Raw genomic sequence first — 19,749 nt, 5'->3', positions numbered from 1 at the left:
CACAGTGCCAGCAAGCGGTTCGATGTTGAAAAGAGGGGAAATTTACAACGATTGTGGATAAGTCACTTGATATCCACAGGATGACTTGTGAGTAAACACGAAGTTATGCGCAGACCCGCATTTTATACAATTTTGCTCCTCGCGTGATACAGCGATTATGCACGTTTTATTTTTCGCGTAAACGGTTGATCCTGTTGAAAAAAAACGACTTATCCACAGAAAAAAACGCGTTTACTATTACTACTATTTTTATATATAGATCTATTGTAAACCGACAAAAAAAGCGGAAGTCCGGGGATATTTCCCAAAAGTATGCCAAAACATCAAAAAAAGAAGTCAACGACGGACAGTACGACCCACTGCCAAACCGTCTTCAGAAATCACCTGGATGCCAAGGTGTATGAAAGAACAGCGCTCGTGGTCATTCAAGCTGGATTACCAGAACACAATCAATGCAGACGAAGCACGTCAAACATGCCACTACAGCAAGAAAACCCGTGATTTTTGCTTGCTGGTGTGGATAAGTGCCTGCATATCCACAGGATGAGATGTGGGAAAAGTCGATCTTTGTCCACAGCCCGATTTTTATCCCAAATAAGTCCTCCGTAGATACAATGCTTGTGCGCCTACTTTTTTGTGCGCTAAGTTGATGATTTTTCGATGGTATACCGACTTATCCACAAAAAAATGGCCGTTTACTATCACTACTATTTTTATGTATACATCTTTATTTAAAACACAGAGACAAACACGAACGGTGGAAAAGTCGCCGAAACGGCTGTTTTCACCATGTAAACCGTTTTGCAATCCCCAAAACCTGTAAAAACAGCATGAATTCACACAAAAATATGCGTTTAGGCATCATCAGTGCCTTGCACGAAGAACAGCAGGGGCTGGTAGAAGCCATGCAAGGCCCCCAGAGGCGTTCGCACGGCATGCGCGACTACACCCTGGGAACCCTGTGGAATATCGACGCTGTGTGCGTCCTGTCGCGTCTGGGCAAGGTTGCCGCTGCCATGACAGCTTCTATCCTTGTGGAAAAGTACGGAGTTACCCACATCGTCTTCACCGGCGTGGCCGGCAGTGGGGATAAACGCGTGAAAGTGGGCGATATCGTGGTGGCCGAAGCGCTGCTGCAGCACGATATGGACGCTCGCCCTTTGTTTCCCCGCTTTGAAGTGCCGCTGACGGGCTTGCAGCGCTTTGCCACGGACCTGGAACTGAGCACGCAACTGGCTGGCGCCGCGGAAGATTTCCTGCGTGACGATGTGTCCAGCGTGCTCAAGGCGGCCGATATTGCGCAATTCGGTCTGCAACATGCGCAAGTGCACCGCGGCCTGATCGCCAGCGGCGACCAGTTCATCAGCAGCGCCGCGCATGTGAACCAGCTCAAAGCTGATATCCCCGACCTGCTGGCCGTCGAAATGGAAGGCGCCGCCGTGGCGCAAGTGTGTTTTGAACTGGGCGTGCCGTTTACCGTCATGCGCACCATTTCCGACAACGCCAACGAAGAGGCGGCAGTCGACTTCATGCGTTTTGTGCAAACCGTCGCCTCGCCGTATGCGTTGACGGTGATCCAGCAATTGTGCCAGCGCCTGGCCGGCTGATTTTTTATCCAGCGTGCATAAAAAAAGGCTCTGTCATCGGTAAATAGGGGAACTGCCGGAATCTTCCCTTGGCATTGCTGTCTGACTCTGCATACTTACCACACAGGGAGCAGATCATGCAGCCAGCCGAATGGATGCGTTTTATCGCCCAGTTTGCTCACCTGAACCGACGCCAGCGGCAGACAGGCATCGCCCTGCTGCGTGGCAACGCACCGCAAGACGCGACCTTCGCGTTGCTGGAAAGCGTGGCGCAGCCGCGCTTGGCCTGTCCCGCCTGCCGCTCGCCTCACCTGCACCGGCATGGCCATGCGCACGGCTTGCAGCGCTACCGCTGCGTGCCTTGCGGGCGCACTTTCAATGCCTTGACGGGCACGCCGCTGGCCCGCTTGCGTCACAAGGCGCTATGGATCGCGTATGCCGATTGCCTGCTCGACTCCGCCTCGGTGCGCCAGGCCGCTCAGCAGCTGGGATTACACCGCAACACCACGTTTCGCTGGCGCCACCGCTTTCTCAGCGTGGCGAAGACGGACCGGCCGCATGGCCTGCATGGCATCGCCGAGGCCGATGAACTCTACGTGCTGGAATCGGAAAAGGGATCGAGGCAGATGACGCGTCCGGCCCGCCGCCGGGGCGGCCATGCCTTTAAACGCGGTATCTCGAATGAGCAAGTCTGCATCCTGGTGGCGCGCGACCGCACGGGCCAGACTCTCGATTTCGTCACGGGCAAAGGCACGTTGACGAAGGCGCAGCTGCACCGATGTTTGTTGCCCGTTATCGACAAGGATGTTCTGCTGGTAACGGATGGCCATGCGGCCTACCGGGCGTTTGCGAGGGAAGCGGGTATCAGCCACGAGGCCGTCAACTTGCGCGCCGGCATCCGTGTGCAGGGCGCCGCGCATGTGCAGAACGTCAATGCGTATCACAGCCGCTTGCGGCAATGGCTGCGTCCGTTTCATGGCGTGGCGACGCGCTACCTGCCAAATTACCTGGGCTGGCGCTGGATACTCGACGCCGGGCGCATCCGTTCACCAGAAACGTTATTGAAAGCAACGCTGGGAGCATTCCCACATTTGATGGTGACATAGCCATTTTTTTTGCCCGCTTGCCATCCATCGTCCATGTTTGCCATCCAGGCAGGTCTTTTTGCAGCCTGTCGCAGCGCGCTGGAGGCCAGGTCCCGTTGCCGCTACAGTCAATGCTCCACTACTTTTGCGACGAGGCAGCCATGTCCACTTCCCACCGTTTGATCCTCAGCCTGGCCGGTATCCTGCTTGGCGGCAGCGCGCTGGCCGTGCAGCCGCCGCAGCCGCCCGCGCCACCGGCCCCGCCAGCCGCACCCAGCGTGCAGGTCAGCCGTTCGCTCGACAAGGGCGAAAGCTATGCGCTCGTCGATGGCGCCACGGATAGCGAGGGCGTCATCGTCGTCGACAGCGATATCCACTCGCAGCAGGTGGAAAAGCTCAAGCGCTCGATCAAGGGCCCGTTCCTGTGGTTCCGCGACCAGGGCCAGGCCTATGTGCTGCAGGATGCGGCCTTGCTGGGCAAGGTGCGCACGGCATGGCAGCCCTCGAGACAGCTCAGCAAGGAGATGAGCGCGCTCGGCGATCAAATGGGCGCGCATGGCAAGGCCATGGGCGAAATGGGCCGCAAGATGGGTGCCCGCAGCCTGGAAAAAGGCAGCGCGCGCGAGTCGGAGCAGCTGCGCGCGCTGGGCCGCCAGCAGCAGGAACTGGGCCGCAAGCTTGGCGACGCCTCGCGCCGCCAGGCGCTTGCAACGAGCGACACGGCGCGCCGCGCGGCCGAGCGCGACGTGGAGCGCCTGCAGCAGCAGATGGAAGATGCACAGGAAGAGATGGAAGAGATCAACGACCGCATTGCCGACGTGCACGAGCGCGAGGCCGAGAAAGCGGAGCAGATGTCGCGCCAGATGGAGCAGCGCAGCAAGCCGATGGAAGCGCTGGGCAAGCAAATGGGCGACCTGGGCCGCCAGCAGGAAAAAGTCGTCAAGATCGCCGACAAGACCACGCGCCAGGTGATCGCCCAGGCGCTCAGCGAAGGCAAGGCAAAACTGGTGCGCTGAGTGCCGTGCCGAATCAGCGGGCCAGCGGCTTGCGCATCAGGCAGCGCAGCGCCGGATCGTGCCCGTCCTGCACTTCGCGCGCCAGCTTGAGCGCATGCCCAGCGCCCAGCGCCACGGCCTCGATTTCGCTGAAGCCATGGCGCGCATAGTAGGGCGTGTTCCACGGCAGGTGGCGATACGTGCTCAGTGTCAGCCAGGCGCAGCCCAGCGCCCGGGCATGGACCGCCGCCGCGTCGAGCAGGCGCGCGCCCAGTCCCTGCCGTTGCTGCGGCAGTGCAACGGACAATTCCACGATGAACAACTGGCCGTCGAGCGGCTGGGCGGCCAGGAAACCCGCTGGCGCGTCCTGTCCATCGGAGGCCACCCACACGCCGCCATCCTGCTGCAGCGCCTGCAAGGTGTCCAGTGGCAAGGGTTCGCCATGCGCCAGCCAGGCCAGGTCGGGGCCGGCCTGGGCAAACAGGGTTGCGGCGCTGCGCTCGACCTGGGCCAGCAACGGCAGGTCGGCGCGAGTGGCCGCGCGGATGGTGTTGCTCATGGCGTGTTCCACGCGGCGGCCACGGCGCGGTATTGTGCCGGCAACTGCTCCCTGGCCTCATTCTCGCTGGCATACACGTCATCCTGTACGGTCTCCCAGCGCGCATCGCAGCTGAAACGGTAGACTTGCGCTTCGTCCCCGTAGCGGCACACGGCCAGGCCGTAGATGGCGATGGGGGCGGTGCCGTGCGCATCGGCGACATGGCCGAAGGGCAGGTCGGACCAGGCCCAGGCCAGTACGCGGGCGCCGTCGAGGTGAGTGGGTGGTGTCATGGGATACAGGCCGCTGTGTCGGGACGCCGATTGTAGCGCGCACATGAAAAACTGGCGCGACCGCTGGACAAATGCACAGTATTTTTAGCCATGCCGGTATAATCACGGGATGCAAAATCTTCTTCACAACCTCAATCCCGAACAATTGGCTGCCGTCACCTTGCCGGCACAACATGCGCTGATCCTGGCTGGCGCCGGTTCTGGCAAGACCCGCGTGCTGACCACCCGCATCGCGTGGCTGATCCAGACCCAGCAGGTATCGCCGCCCGGCATCCTGGCCGTGACGTTTACGAATAAAGCCGCCAAGGAAATGCTCACGCGCTTGTCGGCCATGCTGCCGATCAACACGCGCGGCATGTGGATCGGTACCTTCCACGGCCTGTGCAACCGCTTGCTGCGCACGCACTACCGCGACGCGGCCTTGCCGCAAACGTTCCAGATTCTCGATTCCCAGGATCAATTGTCCGTGATTAAGCGCTTGTTGAAGGCAAACAACATCGATGATGAAAAATTCCCGCCGAAGACGGTGATGTATTTCATCAACAATGCCAAGGACCAGGGCTTGCGCGCCACGGACGTGGAAGCGTACGACGCGCACGAGCGCAAGATGGTCGAGCTGTACCAGCTGTACGACGACCAGTGTCAGCGCGAAGGCGTCGTCGATTTTGCCGAATTGCTGCTGCGCACGTATGAATTACTGAGCCGCAACCAGCCCCTGCGCGAACACTACCAGGCGCGCTTCCGCCACATTCTGGTGGACGAGTTCCAGGATACGAATAATTTGCAATACAACTGGTTGAAATTGCTGGCTGGCCACGGCAGCCGCGATGGCGGCGCTCTGTTTGCCGTCGGCGACGATGACCAGAGTATCTACGCCTTCCGCGGCGCCAACGTGGGCAATATGAGCGCCTTCGAGCACGAGTTCCAGGTGAAGAACTTGATCAAGCTGGAGCAGAACTACCGCTCACATGGCCACATCCTCGACAGTGCCAACGTGTTGATCGCGAACAATAGCAAGCGCCTGGGCAAGAATCTGCGCACGGATGCGGGCCATGGCGAGCAGGTGCGCGTGTATGAAGCCAGTTCCGACCTGCAGGAAGCGCAGTGGATCATCGAAGAGGCGAAAAGCCTGATCGCCGATGGCGCTTCGCGCAGTGAAATTGCGATTCTGTACCGTTCGAACGCGCAGTCGCGCGTGATCGAGCACGCGTTGTTTTCAGCCAGCATTCCGTATCACGTGTATGGCGGCCAGCGCTACTTCCAGCGCGCCGAAGTCAAGCACGCGATTGCTTACTTGCAATTGATGGACAATCCGCACAACGATTCGGCCTTCTTGCGCGTGGTCAACTTCCCCACGCGCGGCATCGGCATGCGCTCGATCGAGCAATTGCAGGCCGCCTCGGAACAGTACGGCATTTCCCTGTACGCCTCCGTGCCTTACGTGGCGGGCAAGGCGGGCAGCGTGCTGGCCGGTTTCGTGAAATTGATCGAAGGCGTGCGTTTCGAAACGCAGCAATTGTCCTTGCCGGAAATGGTCAGAGTGGTGCTGGAAGCGAGTACCTTGCTGCAGCACTACCAGAATGAAAAGGAAGGCGCCGACCGCATCGAGAACTTGGAGCAGATGGTCAGCGCGGCCAGCCAGTTCATTTCCGAAGAAGGTTTTGGCCAGGGGGCACCGGCCCATCTTGGGCCAGCCGCCCAGGCGCAGTCGGGCGCGCCCGTCGTGAACCAGGATGGCATCGAAATCCTCGATGCGGACGCGCCGCTGCCGGCCGTGATGTCGCCGCTGTCCGCCTTCCTGTCGCACGCGTCGCTGGAAGCGGGCGACAACCAGGCGCAGGCGGGCCAGGATGCGCTGCAGATGATGACGGTGCACTCGGCCAAGGGCCTGGAATTCGACAACGTGTTCATCACGGGCCTGGAAGAAGGCCTGTTCCCGCACGAAAGCAGCTCGAAGGAAGACAATGGCGTGGAAGAAGAACGCCGGCTGATGTACGTGGCCATCACGCGCGCGCGCAAGCGGCTGTACATGAGTTTTTCGCAGACGCGCATGCTGCACGGCCAGACGCGCTACAACATGAAGTCGCGTTTCTTTGACGAATTGCCGGAAGAATCGCTGAAATGGCTATCGCCGAAGGTGCAGGCGAACTGGTTCGGCAACCGTAAGTCGGCCTGGGACGAGGCGCCGCGTGTGGCCAGCCTGGGTTCGGATAATGCGATTGCACAAAAGATCGCGCAAAAAGCCACGGGCGGCGGCTGGCGCATCGGTGAGTCCGTGGCGCACGCCAAGTTCGGCGAAGGCGTGATCGTCAATATCGAAGGCGGCGGCGGCAATGCGCGCGCGCAGATCAATTTCGGACAGCACGGCATGAAGGTGTTGGATCTGGGGATTGCGAAGCTGGAACGGCTGTGAAGGTAACCCGATACCACTGCGGGCGCTAACAATGTTGTCGGATTACGCGGCGTGCCGCCGCTAATCCGACCTACGCTGTGACATTGCATGGCATTCGACAAAAAAAGGGGCAGCCTGCGCAGGCTGCCCCTTTTTACATCTGGCCCGCGATCACTCGCCGCTCTTGTCCAGCGACACCGTCTTGCTCTCATCGACGGGGAGGCCGAAGATCTGGCGGTAGGCGGCGTAGAACGAGCAATGCATGATGATGGTCAAGATCATCGACAGCGGCATCATCAGTTGCATCATCAGCTGCGTGCGGCCAAAGATGATGGCCAGCAACTGGCTGGTGACGATGCTGATGGCAAACCAGGTGGCGGCGAAGACGATGAAGGCCGACAGCGAGCGCCAGACGGCGAAAAAGCTGAAGAACAGGGCCTTGCCCAGGCTGACTTGTTTCCAGTAGATCAGCGGTGCGGCAAAGCAGAAGGCCATGGCGGCCGGCACGTACAGCACGATGGCCAGCAGGATGCCCAGGCCCAGGCGCGATTCGGGGATGGCGGTGCGCGCCGCCTCCTCCGTCAATTGCCCGGTGACCAGTTGCCACAGCAAGCCATCATCGACCAGGGTCGAGGCGCCAATGGCGACGATGGCCATCAGGATGTACAGCACGCCCAGGCCGAACAGGGAAGGAAAGGCCGGCTTGCGGAAGCCCGAGATCAGCAGGCTGGGCAGGACGCGCTTGCCCTGGTCGATATTCAGGCAGCCTTGCACGAAGGCGACGGAAAACACGGGCACCAGGATGACGGGCAGCAATTGGCCGAGCACGGGCACGATGCTGACGGCCAGCATGCAGAACATATAGCCGAGAAACAGCATCGACATGCCGCCAGGTTGCTTGCGAAACAGGGCGAAGCCTTGTTTCACCCATTGCCAACCTGTACTTGCAGGTAATTTTTCCATGTTTAAAACAGTTCCGGGGCAGGTGTGGCGATACGTTCGCGCAGAATGCGTTCGAAATGCGTGGGGTCGTGCGGGGTCAGCATTTCCGCTTCGCGCGGCTGGTAATAATCGTACAGGCGCGACAGCCAGAAGCGCAGCGCGGCGGCGCGCAGCATCGGTTGCCATGCCGTCTGTTCTTCATGCGTAAACGGGCGCACGGCCTGGTAGGCGTCGAGCAGGGCGCGCACTCTTGCCGTGTCGAGCACACCCGTGGCCAGGTCCACGCACCAGTCGTTGATGGTGACGGCCACGTCGAACAGCCAGGTGTCGCAGCCGGCAAAGTAAAAGTCGAAAAAACCCGTCAGTTGTTCGCCGTCAAACATGACGTTGTTGCGGAACAAGTCGGCATGCACGGGACCGCGCGGGATGGCTTTATAGGTATCGCAGGCAGCAAAGGCGTCCTGGAAATGGATTTCCGCGCGCAGCAGATGCGCCTTGGCATCGTCGAGGTGCGGCAAGACCAGCGGCGTGGTGGTGTTCCACCAGTCCAGACCGCGCAGATTCGGCTGCTGCAGGGGGAAGTCCTGCGCCGCCAGGTGCATTTTTGCCAGCATGGCGCCGACAGCCGCGCAATGCACGGCTTGCGGCGCCATCTGCGAGCTGCCGTCGAGTTTGCTGACGATGGCGGCAGGCTTGCCTTGCAGGGCCGTCACCAGTTCGCCGTCCGCATTGGCGATCGGCGCCGGCACCAGCACGCCCCGGTCCGCCAAATGGCGCATCAGTTGCAGATAAAACGGCAATTGCTCGAAGCTGAGGTTTTCAAAGATCGTCAGCACATACTCGCCGCGCTCCGTGCTCAGGAAGAAATTGCTGTTTTCGATGCCGGACGCGATGCCCTTGAGCGCCAGAGGTTTGCCGAGTGGAAATTGCGTGATCCACTGGCCGATATCGTCCAGGTGTAGCGCGGTAAAAACTGCCATGGGAAAGAGGGGAATGGTCTAAAAGGTCAAAAAAAGCCGGCTGCCCCGCAGGTGGCCGGGGCAGGGCAGAAGAGAGTGGCTGCTTACTTCGCTGGTGCGGGCGGCGCTGGTGCGTCCGCTGCCTCTTCATCGCGTTGTTTCTGTTTCTTCTTGCCCAGGTCAAATTCCAGCACTTTCCATTGCGGGCCGCGCAGGGCGCCGCCGTGGGCCTGGTCGGCGCCAGCGGCCGGCTTCATGTAATACGTGCTGCCGCCGCTCGTGACTTTCACTTCGGACGTCACGCCCGCTTCGCGTTTTTCGGTAATCTGCTGCTTGGCCGCGGCTGGCGCCACGGTGATGGGCGCTTCGCCCATTTCCTCGATACGTTCGAGCTGTGGCGGCGCGTCGCTCGGTTTGGCCGGTGTCTGGGCGCTGGCAAGGGCCGAACATGCCAGCAGGGGCAGGGCGAGGAATGTCCAGAGTGTCGATGTACGCATCATGATGGGTTCGCTTCCATGTGTGGGACTGCAGCGCGTGCAGTGGTGTAATGCCGTCAATTTATCTATAAGGCATTGTAACAAACTGGTAGGCAATGCTGTTTAAATGAGGCGAAATGGCCCGCAGTGGCTGCCTGCGCGCCCGCACGGGGCCGCCAGGGTGGCAAAAACACCAGGAACGGCACGCGTGGCGGCCGGTGGCGCGGCCCTAAACTCTGCGATAATTGTGCGATATTCCGCCCGTTCGCCGCTGTGTCTTCCCGGCTGGCGCGGCTCACCTTATTTTATTGGCATTATGCAAAACACCCTGCTGTTAGTCGACGGTTCCAGTTATCTTTATCGTGCCTTCCATGCGCTGCCCGATCTGCGCAGCCCGGACGGCTATCCCACGGGCGCCATGCACGGCATGGTCAACATGCTGCGCCGTTTGCGCGCCGATTTCCCGGCCGCTTACATCGCCTGCGTGTTCGATGCCAAAGGTAAAACTTTCCGCGACGACATGTATCCCGAATACAAGGCCACGCGCGCCTCGATGCCGGACGACTTGCGCCTGCAGATCGAGCCGATCCACGAAGCCGTGCGCGCCATGGGCTGGCCGATCCTGATGGTCGACGGCGTGGAAGCGGACGACGTGATTGGTACTTTGGCCGTGCAGGCCGCCAGTGCCGGCATGAACGTGGTGGTGTCCACGGGGGACAAGGATCTGGCGCAGCTGGTCAACAGCCAGGTGATGCTGATCAATACCATGAGCAATGAAAAGCTCGACGAAGCGGCCGTGCTGGTCAAATTCGGCGTGCCGCCGAACCGCATCATCGATTATCTGTCGCTGATCGGCGATACGGTCGACAACGTGCCGGGCGTGTCGAAATGCGGCCCGAAGACGGCCGTCAAATGGCTGACCTTGTACGACAGCCTGGAAGGCGTGATGGAAAACGCGGCCAAGGTGGGCGGCGCCGTCGGTGAAAACCTGCGCACGGCCCTGCCATGGCTGCCGCAGGCGCGCGCCTTGATCACCGTCAAGACCGATTGCGATTTGTCGCAACACATGACGACGATCGCCGATTCGCTGGTGGCAAAACACGAAGACAAGGAAGCGCTGCTGGCCTTCTTCAACCGCTACGGCTTCAAGGCCCTGCTGCGCGAACTGGGCGCCACGCCGCCGCCGATGTCGCCTGTTGGCGCACCGGTAACGGCTGGCGCATCGACTGCGAACACCACGGGCGACATGTTCGCCGATGCCGTGCCAGCAGTCGAGGCCGTGTATGAAACCGTGCTGACCGATGAGCAGCTGGACAAATGGATCGCGCTGATCGATGCGGCTGCCCTGACGGCTGTCGACACGGAAACCACGTCGCTGGAACCGATGACTGCGCAAATGGTCGGCATTTCCCTCTCCGTTGCAGAGCACGCCGCCTGCTACATCCCGCTGGCCCACGATTACGCGGGCGCGCCGGAACAGTTGACGCGCGAACACGTGCTGGCGAAACTGCGCCCGTGGCTGGAAGATGCCAACAAGCCCAAGCTGGGCCAGAACCTGAAATATGACAGCCACATCTTCGCCAACCACGGCGTGACGTTGCGCGGCATCGCCCACGATACCCTGCTTGAATCGTATGTGTTCGAGTCGCACAAGAAGCACGACATGGACAGCCTGGCCCTGCGCCACCTGAACTACACGACGATTCCATTCGAGGATGTGTGCGGCAAGGGCGCCAAGCAGATCACGTTCAATCAGGTGGAAGTGGAGCAGGCGGCGAAATACGCTGCCGAGGATGCTGACGTCACCTTGCGTCTGCACAATGCCATATGGGGCAATGTGGCAAATGATGAAAAACTCACCTTCATCTATGAAAAGATTGAAATGCCGACGGCTGTGGTCTTGCAAAAGATCGAGCGCAACGGCGTGCTGATCGATGACGAGTTGCTTAACATCCAGTCCGCCGAGCTGGCCGTGAAAATTCTCGAGCTGGAAAAGAAGGCGTATGAGCTGGCCGAGCAGCCGTTCAACCTGGGTTCGCCCAAGCAGATCGGTGAAATTTTCTTTGAGAAATTGAAACTGCCGGTAATTAAGAAAACCCCGACGGGCGCGCCTTCGACGGACGAGGAAGTGCTGCAAAAGCTGGCCGAGGATTATCCGCTGCCGAAAGTCCTGCTCGAATACCGGGGCATGGCCAAGCTGAAATCGACCTACACGGATAAATTGCCGAAGATGATCAACGTCACGACGGGACGCGTGCACACGAATTATGCGCAAGCCGTGGCCGTGACGGGGCGTTTGGCGTCGAATGACCCGAACTTGCAGAATATTCCCATCCGCAGCGCGGAAGGGCGCCGCATCCGCGAAGCGTTTATTGCCCCGCCGGGCAGCCACATCGTTTCGGCCGACTATTCGCAGATCGAATTGCGCATCATGGCGCACATCTCGGGCGATGAAGCCATGCTGCGCGCGTTTGCCGACGGCATCGACATTCACCGCGCCACGGCCGCCGAGATATTTGGCGTGCCGGCCGCGGAGGTGCAGAGCGAGCAGCGCCGCTACGCCAAGGTCATCAACTTCGGCTTGATCTACGGCATGAGCGCATTCGGCCTGGCCGGTAACCTGGGCGTGGACCGCACGGCCGCGCAAAGCTATATCGACCGATATTTCGCCCGTTTTTCCGGCGTGAAACAGTATATGGAAGACACGCGCCAGCAAGCGAAGGCGCGCGGCTACGTGGAAACCGTGTTCGGCCGCCGTTTGTGGCTGCCGGAAATCAATTCGCCGAACGGCCCGCGCCGCCAGGGCGCGGAACGGGCGGCGATCAACGCGCCGATGCAGGGCACGGCGGCCGACCTGATCAAGCTGGCCATGATCGCCGTGCAAGGCTGGCTGGAAACGGATGGCTTGCAGACGAAGATGATCATGCAGGTGCACGATGAACTGGTGCTGGAAGTGCCGGACGCGGAACTGGAACTGGTCAAGCGCAAGCTGCCGGAACTGATGGCCGGCGTGGCCGCGCTGAAGGTGCCGCTGACGGCTGAAGTCGGTATTGGTAAAAATTGGGACGAAGCGCACTAGGACGCCAGACCAAATCTACTGCGCGGCGCGATTTCCGGCCTGCGATGCTCACTGTGCCCTGGCACAGTTGCGCTTCTCGGCCAGAACTCGGGGCCGCTCGCTACGATTTTGTCTGGGTCCAGAGATTTGACTTCACTTAATGCAACATTTTCAGGAGAAACGCATGAGCGACATGATCACCGATTGTGAAAGTTTGCTGGGCCAGAGCAGTGTGTCCGGGCCGGATGGCCGGCGTGGTTTCCTGAAGGTGGCGCTGGGCGCGGGTTTTGCCGTGGCCGTGCTGCCCGTGGCGGCGCAAAACGTCATCAAGACGGATTCCGCCGGTCTCGTCACGGGCAGCATGTCGGTGATGGTCGATGGCCAGGCCGTGCCCGTGTATGCGGCCCAGCCGGAAGGCAAGACGGGATTGCCCGTGGTACTGGTCATTTCGGAAATCTTTGGCGTGCATGAACATATCGCTGACATGGCGCGCCGCTTCGCCAAGCAGGGCTATCTGGCGCTGGCGCCCGATTTGTTCGTGCGCCAGGGCGATCCCACCAAGGTGGCCAGCATCCCTGAGTTGATGAAAGGCATCATCGCCAAGACGCCGGATGCGCAAGTGATGGCGGACCTCGATGCTGTTGTTGCGTGGGCGAAACAGAATGGCGGCGACACGAGCCGCCTGGGCATCACGGGCTTTTGCTGGGGCGGGCGCATCACGTGGTTGTACGCGGCGCACAATCCGGCCGTCAAGGCGGGCGTGGCCTGGTATGGCCGCCTGGTGGGCGAGCCGACTCCCTTGCAGCCGAGCAATCCCATCGATATTGCTGTTACCTTGAAGGTCCCCGTGCTGGGCTTGTATGGCGGCAAGGATACGGGCATCAGCCAGGAATCGATCGGCAAGATGAAGGATGCGCTGGCCAAGGGCGGCAACAAGTCGGAATTTGTCGTGTATCCCGATGCGGGCCATGCCTTCAATGCCGATTATCGCTCCAGCTATGTGGCGGCCGATGCGAAGGACGGCTATGCGCGTTGTTTAGCCTGGTTCAAGCGCCACGGCGTGGCGTGATCCGCAACAGAAAAATACCCCATCTTCCAGAAGTTGGCGCGAAAGGCGCACCGGGCTGTAAAATGCCCGGTGCGCGCCAATGCAGTACAATTGCATCTTCATCGCGCTACGCTGCCGCCAGACGCGCAAAAAATTAAACAATAGATAACAACGCATTCATCAGGCCAGACGCCAGCATCGCGGGCGCCAGTGACCCGGCGCCATTTTGAGGTAAGAAAATCATCGATCCCGTCCTTATATCCATTTTGCTCGCGACCACGATCGCGGGCGTGTTCAGCATTACCGCGGCGGCGATCTTTTCGTTTGCATTCCTCTCCAAAGTGGTTGAGCGCATGGTCAGCTTGTCCGTTGGCATCATGCTGTCGACGTCCTTGCTGCACGCCTTGCCCGAAGCGTTTGAATCGCAGGCGGATCCGCGCAGCCTGTTCGCCACCTTGCTGGCGGGCTTGCTGGCCTTTTTCATGCTGGAAAAATTCGCCATCCTGCGCCATTCGCACCACCACGAAGGCGATGGCCACCACCACGCGCACGGCCACGACAAGCACGAAGCGGGCAAGGCCGGCTGGATGATTCTCGTCGGCGACGGCATGCACAACTTTACGGATGGCATCCTGATCGCCGCCGCCTTCCTGGCCGATCCGAAGCTGGGCCTGGTGACGGGCCTGGCCATCATCGCGCATGAAATCCCGCAGGAAATCGGCGACTTCATCGTACTGCTCAATGCCGGCTTCTCGCGCTTGCGCGCCTACATCTTCAATCTGCTGTGCAGCCTGATGGCGGTGGCGGGCGGCTTGCTCGGCTATTTCACCCTGGACCGCGCCAGCAATTTGATCCCGTACGTGCTCGTGTTCGCCTCGTCCGGCTTCATTTATATAGCCCTGTCCGACCTGATGCCGCAGATGCAGCGCCGCGCCACCTTGCGCGAAACCATCCCGCAAGTGCTGTTGATCGCGCTGGGTGTGTGCATCGTGCTGTTTTTGACGCACAAGCGCCACGGCGGTTGATACGCCGTTCTGTCGGCGCAGTGCCACCTATGCTATATTGCCTTTCTGACTAACTTGCACAGAAAGGAGGAAAATATCATGGAAGAAAATTTGTTGCTCGCCTTGTGGCGCGCACGCTCTTTAAGCGCATTTGCCAGCTCTTGCCCACGTTCTATCGCGCTGCGATAACCTGGCCAGAGCAAAGTTACCCTCCTACACGAGTCCTTTCCTGGTACTCCGTTGTCGTTAGCGCTCCTGTTAACGCGGATGCTTGCATCCTGAATAAAGACAAGAGCCATGACTACCCTTATCTCGACACAAGCTTTACAACTGGATACCCACGACGGTTTCCTCTTCAATGAACTCGCCTTTACCTTGCGCCAGGGCGACCGCATCGGCCTGATCGGCCACAATGGCTGCGGCAAATCCACCTTGCTGGGATTGCTCAGCGGCACGCGGGAAGCCACTGCCGGCACCATCCACTACGCCCGTGCCTGCCGCTTGCAGCATGTGGAACAGCATTTGCCGGCGGAACTTGGCAGCCTGAGCCTGTATGACGCCTTGCTGGCGCCCGTGCTGGACCAGCCTGAGCTGCATTGGCGCGTCGACAGCCTGCTGGCCGAGTTAGGCTTCGAGCACGAGACGGCGCAAGTACCCGTGCATTCCTTATCCGGCGGCCAGCACACGCGGCTGCTGCTGGGGCGCGCCCTGCTGCAGGAGCCGAACGTGCTGTTGCTCGATGAGCCGAGCAATCACCTGGACTTGCCGTCGCTGCTGTGGCTGGAGCAATTCCTGCTGGCCTGGCGCGGCGCCTTCATCCTCGTCTCGCACGACCAGCGCTTGCTCGACAATGTGGCCACGCGCAGCTGGATCTTGCGCGATAGCCGCCTGTACGACTTCGACTTGCCGTGCGGCCCCGCGCTGGCGGCGCTGGCCGAAGCCGATCTTGCCGCGGCCGCCCGCCATGCGGCCGAACAGAAGGAAATCGACCGCCTGGCCGTGAGCAGCACCCGCCTGGCCCTGTGGGGCAAGATCTACGATAACGTCGGCATGGCGCGCAAGGCGAAGAGCATGCAGCGGCGCATCGACAAGCTGCAGGATGAACAGTCCTTCGTCAGCGACGGCGCGCCGTGGCGCTTGAGCCTGCGCGGCAAGGCGCTGGCGGCCGACCAGCTGCTGGCGCTGGATGCCCTGGACGTGCGCGCCGTGCCTGCCTCGCCGCTGCTGTTCCACGTGGGCCAGCTGTGGCTGAAACCGGGCGATCGCATCGCCTTGCTGGGCGCCAACGGCAGCGGCAAGTCGTCCTTGCTGCGCCTATGCTGGCAAGCGATCCAGGCACAGGAGGAACGGGGCGACTTGCGCTACCACAAGGCGGCAAACATCGGCTATTACGACCAGTCGCTCAAGCAACTGGCCGATACAGCTGACCTGTCCGACGCCCTCTACCCGTTTGCCGTGCAAAACGAAGCTGCGCGCAGCCAGGTGGCGCGCAAGCAGGCGTTGATTGCGGCCGGTTTCTCGTATGCGCGCCATGGCCAGACAGTCGCTACCCTGAGTGGCGGCGAGCGGGCGCGGCTGCTGTTTCTGGGGCTGTCCATGGCCAGTTACCACTTGCTGCTGCTGGACGAGCCCAGCAACCATCTGGACATGCAGGGCAAGGTGGAACTGGGACTAGCCTTGCGCGGCTTTGCCGGCGGCTGTTTATTGGTGTCGCACGACCGTGACCTGATCGAGACGGCGTGCAACCGGTTTTGGGTGGTGGCCGATGGCGGACTGGAAGAGTGGCCTGACGCGGCCAGCGCGTATGCACGGCTGAGCGCGGAAGATGGGCAAGCGTTGACGCCCGCGCCGCGCGTGGAACATGCGTCTGCGGTCCTGACGGACATCGACGTGCAGCTGGAACGCTTGTGCGAACTGGAGCAATTGCTGGCCGAGGATCTGGCCCGCAAGCCGCGCCACCAGAAGCCGGCCAGCCAGCTGGCATGGCAGGCGGAGCTGGAGCGCTTGAATCAATCGCTGGGGATAACGTCGTAGTTATCCACTGGTAAAAAATGGCGGACCATCTGGCCCGCCATTTTTTAATTTCCTGTCGCCACGGGCCGCGCCGGATCGGCGCACCATTCGCTCCACGAGCCCGGATACAGGGCCGCGCCAGGCAAGCCGGCCACTTCCAGGGCCAGCAGGTTGTGGCAAGCCGTCACGCCGGAGCCGCACTGCAGGATGGCCGCTTGCGGTGCGTCAAACAATGCGCTGAAATCGCGCTGTAGTTCGTCCGCGCTCTTGAAGCGGCCATCCGCCTGCAAGTTATCTTTGAAAAAACGGTTTTTCGCGCCGGGGATGTGGCCACCGACGGGGTCGATGGTTTCGTTCTCGCCCCGATAACGGTCGGGCGCGCGCGCGTCGATCACCGTCAGCGCCTGGGTTTCCAGGTTGGCGATGACGTCCTGCACGCTGACCGTGCGTGTCAGGCTGGCTTTTTCCGTCAGGGTGCCGACAGGGCGGGGCGCCACGGGCGTGACCAGCGGCAAGCCTTGCGCCTGCCAGGCGGCCAGCCCGCCGTCGAGCACGGCCACATTCGGATGGCCGAGCCAGCGCAGCAGCCACCACACACGGGCGGCGAACATGCCGCCCTGGCCGTCATAGGCGACCACTTGCGTGTCGTCATTGATGCCCCAGCCGCGCAGGGTGGCTAGCAGGGCGTTGCGCTCGGGCAAGGGATGCCGTCCCGTAAAGGCCGGGCCGCGCGCCGTCTTGGGGCTGGACAGGGCCGTGTCGATATCGGCGAACTGCGCGTTCTGGATATGGCCGGCGGCAAACGCGTCGCTGCCGGCCGTCGGGTTGAGCAAGTCGTGGCGGCAATCGAGGATGACCCAGTTGCTGTCATTCAGGTGGCTGGCCAGTTCGCTGGCCTGTAACAAGGTGGTGTACATCAGGAACGCTCCTTTACACTTCGCTGGCAATCGGATCCGTGCGCGCTATCGCCGCGCCTCGGGCCGTGTTGCGGGTATTGTAATAGGTTGCCGCGATGCCGGAAGCGAGAATGATGCCGATGCCGGCCCAGCCATGCCAGTCGAACAGGTCGCCAAAGATCACCACGCCCCAGAAGCTGGAAAAGACGATGCCCGTGTATTGCAAGTTCGCCACCACGAGGGTCTTGCCCAGGCGATAGGCGCGCGTCATGGCCATTTGCGCCATGGTGGCGCACAGGCCGATGGCGGCCAGCAAGCCGATGCCGTAGCCGCTCGTGTGCGCGTGCCAGACGACGTGGCCGCCGCCGGCGCTGGCCACGTGCCCGATCACGCCAGCGAGGAAATTGACGACGGAGAAATAAAACACGACGCGGTATTCGGGTTCGCCCAGCAAGCCCAGCTTGCGCACCTGCAAATAGGCGAGGGCCGACAGCATGCCGGAAATCAAGGCCGTGATGGCGCCGGCCGCCTGGTCCGTCTCGAATACGGGTTGCAGCAGCAGGGTCACGCCGACAAAGCTCATGGCAATGGCCGCCACCAGCGGCCACTCGACTTGCTTCGTCGCTTTCCACCAGCCGCCGGCCAGCAGGATCACGGCGATCCAGATGGGCGCCATGTAATTGAGCGTCATGGCCGTGGCCAGCGGCAGGATGGCGATGGCATAAAACCACAGCCACAGGGCGATCACGCCCACCACGCCGCGCCACAGATGCTGGCCCGGCATCGTGGTTTTAAAGCTGCCGCCCTGGTACAAAATCGTGCAGCTCATGACGGTCATGCCGATGATGCCGCGGTACATGACGATTTCGGAGGTCGAATACATATCCGACGCCAATTTGACGCACACGCCCATGATGGCGAACATGAAACTGGCGAATAACATCCAAAGCGATTGCATGAGTAAATCCTGGTGATGAAAATGAAAAAGGCCGCACGAGGCGGCCCTTGAGGGAGTTACAGTTCGATATTGTTGCGGTACCACTCGTGGAAATGCTGCATGCCATCTTCCATCGGCGACTGGTAAGGACCCACTTCGCTCACGCCGCGCGCCATCAGGGCCTTGCGGCCGGCATCCATGCGCTGGGCGATTTCATCGTCCTCGACGCAGGTTTCCATGTAGGCAGCCCGTTCCGCTTCGACGAAGTCGCGCTCGAACAACACAATTTCTTCTGGGTAATAAAACTCCACCACGTTGCGCGTCTTTTGCGGGCCATCGGGCCACAGGGTCGAGACGACCAGCACGTGCGGATACCATTCGACCATGATGTTCGGATACAGGGTCAGCCAGATGGCGCCATACGGCGGCGCTTCGCCGCCACGGAATTGCAGCACCTGCTCCTGCCATTTCTTGTAGGCAGGCGAACCGGCCTGCTGCAAGCCGCGGTGCACGCCCACCGTTTGCACGCTGTAATCCTTGCCGAATTCCCAGCGCAGGTCGTCGCAGCTGACGAAGCTGCCCAGGCCCGGGTGGAACGGTTCCACGTGATAGTCTTCCAGATAGACTTCGATGAAGGTCTTCCAGTTGTAGTCGCACTCGTGGATTTCCACGTGGTCGAACATATAGCCGGAAAAATCGAGGTCTTTCGAGACGGACAAATCTTTCAATTTTTCCATCACGTTGTAGCCATTTTGCTCGAACAGCAAGCCATTCCAGCTTTGCAGCGGCGTTTTCGACAGGTTCAGGCACGGCGTCTCGGGGAAATGCGGCGCGCCGATCAATTCACCCTTGAGGTCGTAGGTCCAGCGGTGCAGCGGGCAGACGATATGGTTCGCATTGCCGCGGCCATTGAACATCAGCGCCTGCCGGTGGCGGCACACGTTGGACAGTACTTCGATGCCATTGGCGTTGCGCACGAGCATGCGCCCTTCGTTCTCAGACGCCAGGGTCGCAAAATCGCCGGTTTCCGGCACCATCAGCGCATGCCCGACATAGCGCGGGCCGGCTTGGAACAATTGCTGCATTTCACGCTGCAACAGCGTTTCGTCAAAATAGACGTGGACCGGAAGTTGCGCGTTTGAACGCGCCAGCTTGGCGTGAGTAGCCAGATCGGACATCCCAACCCCCCATAAATGTACAACGGTCAGCAGTGCCCCAGGCCATTCCCTGGGCAACCGCTACAGAGAGAAAGAATCCGCAAAGACCTGAATTCAAATTTGTTGAAACGGTATTTCGGACAGAACCGGCGATTATAGCGCGGATCGGCCTCGGCATTATCAAAACCCCCCCGGCAAATAGGCTATTAATGAGAAACATTGTCATTTGGCGCGCAATTTCCGGCGGAGAGGGGCGATTCGGCTAAAATCCACTGACAAGCTGGCAACGCTATTGACTTTGAGCGCGTCGATTGCGCTTAAGTTTTCACTTAATAGTGTGGTTTGTTCTAAAATAACGCTTCTATGCTGG

At 60.6% G+C, this 19,749-nt stretch carries 16 protein-coding genes and 2 pseudogenes; 9 read left to right on the top strand and 9 right to left on the bottom strand.

What is annotated here, in order from left to right; all coding sequences use genetic code 11:
* Window positions 1-830: 830 nt before the first annotated feature.
* The 3 genes from SJI03_RS05640 (at window position 831) to SJI03_RS05630 (ending at window position 3,687) form a co-directional block, all read left to right on the top strand.
* Complete coding sequence (locus SJI03_RS05640) at window positions 831-1,607, top strand: 5'-methylthioadenosine/adenosylhomocysteine nucleosidase (protein ID WP_322426527.1); 777 nt, start codon at window positions 831-833, stop codon at window positions 1,605-1,607.
* Window positions 1,608-1,723: 116 nt separating this feature from the next.
* Window positions 1,724-2,692, top strand: coding sequence for an IS1595 family transposase (locus SJI03_RS05635; RefSeq protein WP_322426526.1), 969 nt, complete (start codon window positions 1,724-1,726; stop codon window positions 2,690-2,692).
* 140 nt (window positions 2,693-2,832) lie between these two features.
* Window positions 2,833-3,687 carry a hypothetical protein gene (locus SJI03_RS05630; protein ID WP_158301309.1) on the top strand — a complete coding sequence of 285 codons (855 nt, stop codon included), beginning with the start codon at window positions 2,833-2,835 and terminating at the stop codon, window positions 3,685-3,687.
* 13 nt (window positions 3,688-3,700) lie between these two features.
* Here the strand turns inward: SJI03_RS05630 and SJI03_RS05625 are convergent, their stop codons facing one another.
* On the bottom strand, window positions 3,701-4,225 hold the full coding sequence (locus tag SJI03_RS05625; protein WP_322426525.1) for a GNAT family N-acetyltransferase: 525 nt from the start codon (window positions 4,223-4,225) through the stop codon (window positions 3,701-3,703).
* On the bottom strand, window positions 4,222-4,497 hold the full coding sequence (locus tag SJI03_RS05620) for a hypothetical protein (RefSeq protein ID WP_322426524.1): 276 nt from the start codon (window positions 4,495-4,497) through the stop codon (window positions 4,222-4,224). Before SJI03_RS05620 ends, SJI03_RS05625 begins: the two co-directional genes overlap by 4 nt.
* Window positions 4,498-4,606: 109 nt before the next feature.
* Between SJI03_RS05620 and SJI03_RS05615 the strand changes: the two genes are divergently transcribed.
* Window positions 4,607-6,910: a UvrD-helicase domain-containing protein gene (locus SJI03_RS05615; RefSeq protein ID WP_322426523.1), complete on the top strand. Its 2,304-nt coding sequence runs from the start codon at window positions 4,607-4,609 to the stop codon at window positions 6,908-6,910.
* A 150-nt stretch (window positions 6,911-7,060) separates the two neighbouring features.
* On the opposite strand, the gene SJI03_RS05610 is transcribed toward SJI03_RS05615, so the two are convergent.
* The 3 genes from SJI03_RS05610 to SJI03_RS05600 all read right to left on the bottom strand — a co-directional run bounded on the left by SJI03_RS05610 (window position 7,061) and on the right by SJI03_RS05600 (window position 9,290).
* The gene (locus tag SJI03_RS05610; protein WP_322426522.1) at window positions 7,061-7,852 is read right to left on the bottom strand and encodes a BPSS1780 family membrane protein; all 792 of its coding nucleotides are present in this window, start codon (window positions 7,850-7,852) and stop codon (window positions 7,061-7,063) included.
* A 2-nt stretch (window positions 7,853-7,854) separates the two neighbouring features.
* The gene (locus tag SJI03_RS05605; RefSeq protein WP_322426521.1) at window positions 7,855-8,811 is read right to left on the bottom strand and encodes a homoserine kinase; all 957 of its coding nucleotides are present in this window, start codon (window positions 8,809-8,811) and stop codon (window positions 7,855-7,857) included.
* 83 nt (window positions 8,812-8,894) lie between these two features.
* Window positions 8,895-9,290, bottom strand: coding sequence for a hypothetical protein (locus tag SJI03_RS05600; RefSeq protein WP_035824640.1), 396 nt, complete (start codon window positions 9,288-9,290; stop codon window positions 8,895-8,897).
* Window positions 9,291-9,582: 292 nt separating this feature from the next.
* Between SJI03_RS05600 and polA the strand changes: the two genes are divergently transcribed.
* Window positions 9,583-12,345: a DNA polymerase I gene (gene polA / locus SJI03_RS05595; protein ID WP_322426520.1), complete on the top strand. Its 2,763-nt coding sequence runs from the start codon at window positions 9,583-9,585 to the stop codon at window positions 12,343-12,345.
* A 163-nt stretch (window positions 12,346-12,508) separates the two neighbouring features.
* Complete coding sequence (locus SJI03_RS05590) at window positions 12,509-13,393, top strand: dienelactone hydrolase family protein (RefSeq protein ID WP_322426519.1); 885 nt, start codon at window positions 12,509-12,511, stop codon at window positions 13,391-13,393.
* A gap of 133 nt (window positions 13,394-13,526) precedes the next feature.
* Here SJI03_RS05590 and SJI03_RS05585 read toward each other — a convergent pair whose 3' ends face one another.
* On the bottom strand, window positions 13,527-13,751 hold the full coding sequence (locus SJI03_RS05585; RefSeq protein WP_233516289.1) for a hypothetical protein: 225 nt from the start codon (window positions 13,749-13,751) through the stop codon (window positions 13,527-13,529).
* On the opposite strand from SJI03_RS05585, the gene SJI03_RS05580 reads away from it, so the two are divergent.
* Together SJI03_RS05580 and SJI03_RS05575 are read left to right on the top strand one after the other, a co-directional pair.
* The gene (locus tag SJI03_RS05580) at window positions 13,663-14,397 is read left to right on the top strand and encodes a ZIP family metal transporter (RefSeq protein ID WP_034785349.1); all 735 of its coding nucleotides are present in this window, start codon (window positions 13,663-13,665) and stop codon (window positions 14,395-14,397) included. The two genes, SJI03_RS05585 and SJI03_RS05580, sit on opposite strands and share 89 nt — an antisense overlap.
* A 276-nt stretch (window positions 14,398-14,673) precedes the next feature.
* Window positions 14,674-16,410 carry an ABC-F family ATP-binding cassette domain-containing protein gene (locus SJI03_RS05575; protein ID WP_322426518.1) on the top strand — a complete coding sequence of 579 codons (1,737 nt, stop codon included), beginning with the start codon at window positions 14,674-14,676 and terminating at the stop codon, window positions 16,408-16,410.
* Window positions 16,411-16,454: 44 nt separating this feature from the next.
* Here the strand turns inward: SJI03_RS05575 and SJI03_RS05570 are convergent, their stop codons facing one another.
* Complete coding sequence (locus SJI03_RS05570; protein ID WP_322426517.1) at window positions 16,455-17,306, bottom strand: sulfurtransferase; 852 nt, start codon at window positions 17,304-17,306, stop codon at window positions 16,455-16,457.
* A 473-nt stretch (window positions 17,307-17,779) separates the two neighbouring features.
* Between SJI03_RS05570 and SJI03_RS28930 the strand changes: the two are divergent.
* Window positions 17,780-17,896 (top strand): annotated as a pseudogene (locus SJI03_RS28930) (hypothetical protein); the annotation flags it as partial.
* On the opposite strand, the pseudogene SJI03_RS28925 reads toward SJI03_RS28930, so the two are convergent.
* Window positions 17,851-18,228, bottom strand: a pseudogene (locus SJI03_RS28925) (EamA family transporter); the annotation flags it as partial. The pseudogenes SJI03_RS28930 and SJI03_RS28925 overlap by 46 nt on opposite strands.
* A gap of 71 nt (window positions 18,229-18,299) precedes the next feature.
* Entirely contained in the window at window positions 18,300-19,400 is a 1,101-nt protein-coding gene (locus tag SJI03_RS05560) for an aromatic ring-hydroxylating oxygenase subunit alpha (RefSeq protein ID WP_046683421.1), read from the bottom strand.
* Window positions 19,401-19,749 lie beyond the last annotated feature (349 nt).

The organism is Janthinobacterium sp. GMG1 (assembly GCF_034427795.1).
Lineage (GTDB): Bacteria > Pseudomonadota > Gammaproteobacteria > Burkholderiales > Burkholderiaceae_D > Janthinobacterium.
Note: the sequence above shows the minus strand (reverse complement) of the source record. Positions and strands in the feature narration are given on the sequence as shown.

Excerpts from the sequence above, each read along its gene's own strand:
- SJI03_RS05585 (WP_233516289.1), bottom strand. The coding sequence starts at position 13,751 with ATGATGCCAACGGACAAGCTGACCATGCGCTCAACCACTTTGGAGAGG.
- SJI03_RS05570 (WP_322426517.1), bottom strand. The coding sequence starts at position 17,306 with ATGTACACCACCTTGTTACAGGCCAGCGAACTGGCCAGCCACCTGAAT.
- SJI03_RS05605 (WP_322426521.1), bottom strand. The coding sequence starts at position 8,811 with ATGGCAGTTTTTACCGCGCTACACCTGGACGATATCGGCCAGTGGATC.
- SJI03_RS05635 (WP_322426526.1), top strand. The coding sequence starts at position 1,724 with ATGCAGCCAGCCGAATGGATGCGTTTTATCGCCCAGTTTGCTCACCTG.
- SJI03_RS05625 (WP_322426525.1), bottom strand. The coding sequence starts at position 4,225 with ATGAGCAACACCATCCGCGCGGCCACTCGCGCCGACCTGCCGTTGCTG.
- SJI03_RS05640 (WP_322426527.1), top strand. The coding sequence starts at position 831 with ATGAATTCACACAAAAATATGCGTTTAGGCATCATCAGTGCCTTGCAC.
- SJI03_RS05590 (WP_322426519.1), top strand. The coding sequence starts at position 12,509 with ATGAGCGACATGATCACCGATTGTGAAAGTTTGCTGGGCCAGAGCAGT.
- SJI03_RS05560 (WP_046683421.1), bottom strand. The coding sequence starts at position 19,400 with ATGTCCGATCTGGCTACTCACGCCAAGCTGGCGCGTTCAAACGCGCAA.
- SJI03_RS05600 (WP_035824640.1), bottom strand. The coding sequence starts at position 9,290 with ATGATGCGTACATCGACACTCTGGACATTCCTCGCCCTGCCCCTGCTG.
- SJI03_RS05620 (WP_322426524.1), bottom strand. The coding sequence starts at position 4,497 with ATGACACCACCCACTCACCTCGACGGCGCCCGCGTACTGGCCTGGGCC.
- polA (WP_322426520.1), top strand. The coding sequence starts at position 9,583 with ATGCAAAACACCCTGCTGTTAGTCGACGGTTCCAGTTATCTTTATCGT.
- SJI03_RS05630 (WP_158301309.1), top strand. The coding sequence starts at position 2,833 with ATGTCCACTTCCCACCGTTTGATCCTCAGCCTGGCCGGTATCCTGCTT.
- SJI03_RS05615 (WP_322426523.1), top strand. The coding sequence starts at position 4,607 with ATGCAAAATCTTCTTCACAACCTCAATCCCGAACAATTGGCTGCCGTC.
- SJI03_RS05610 (WP_322426522.1), bottom strand. The coding sequence starts at position 7,852 with ATGGAAAAATTACCTGCAAGTACAGGTTGGCAATGGGTGAAACAAGGC.
- SJI03_RS05575 (WP_322426518.1), top strand. The coding sequence starts at position 14,674 with ATGACTACCCTTATCTCGACACAAGCTTTACAACTGGATACCCACGAC.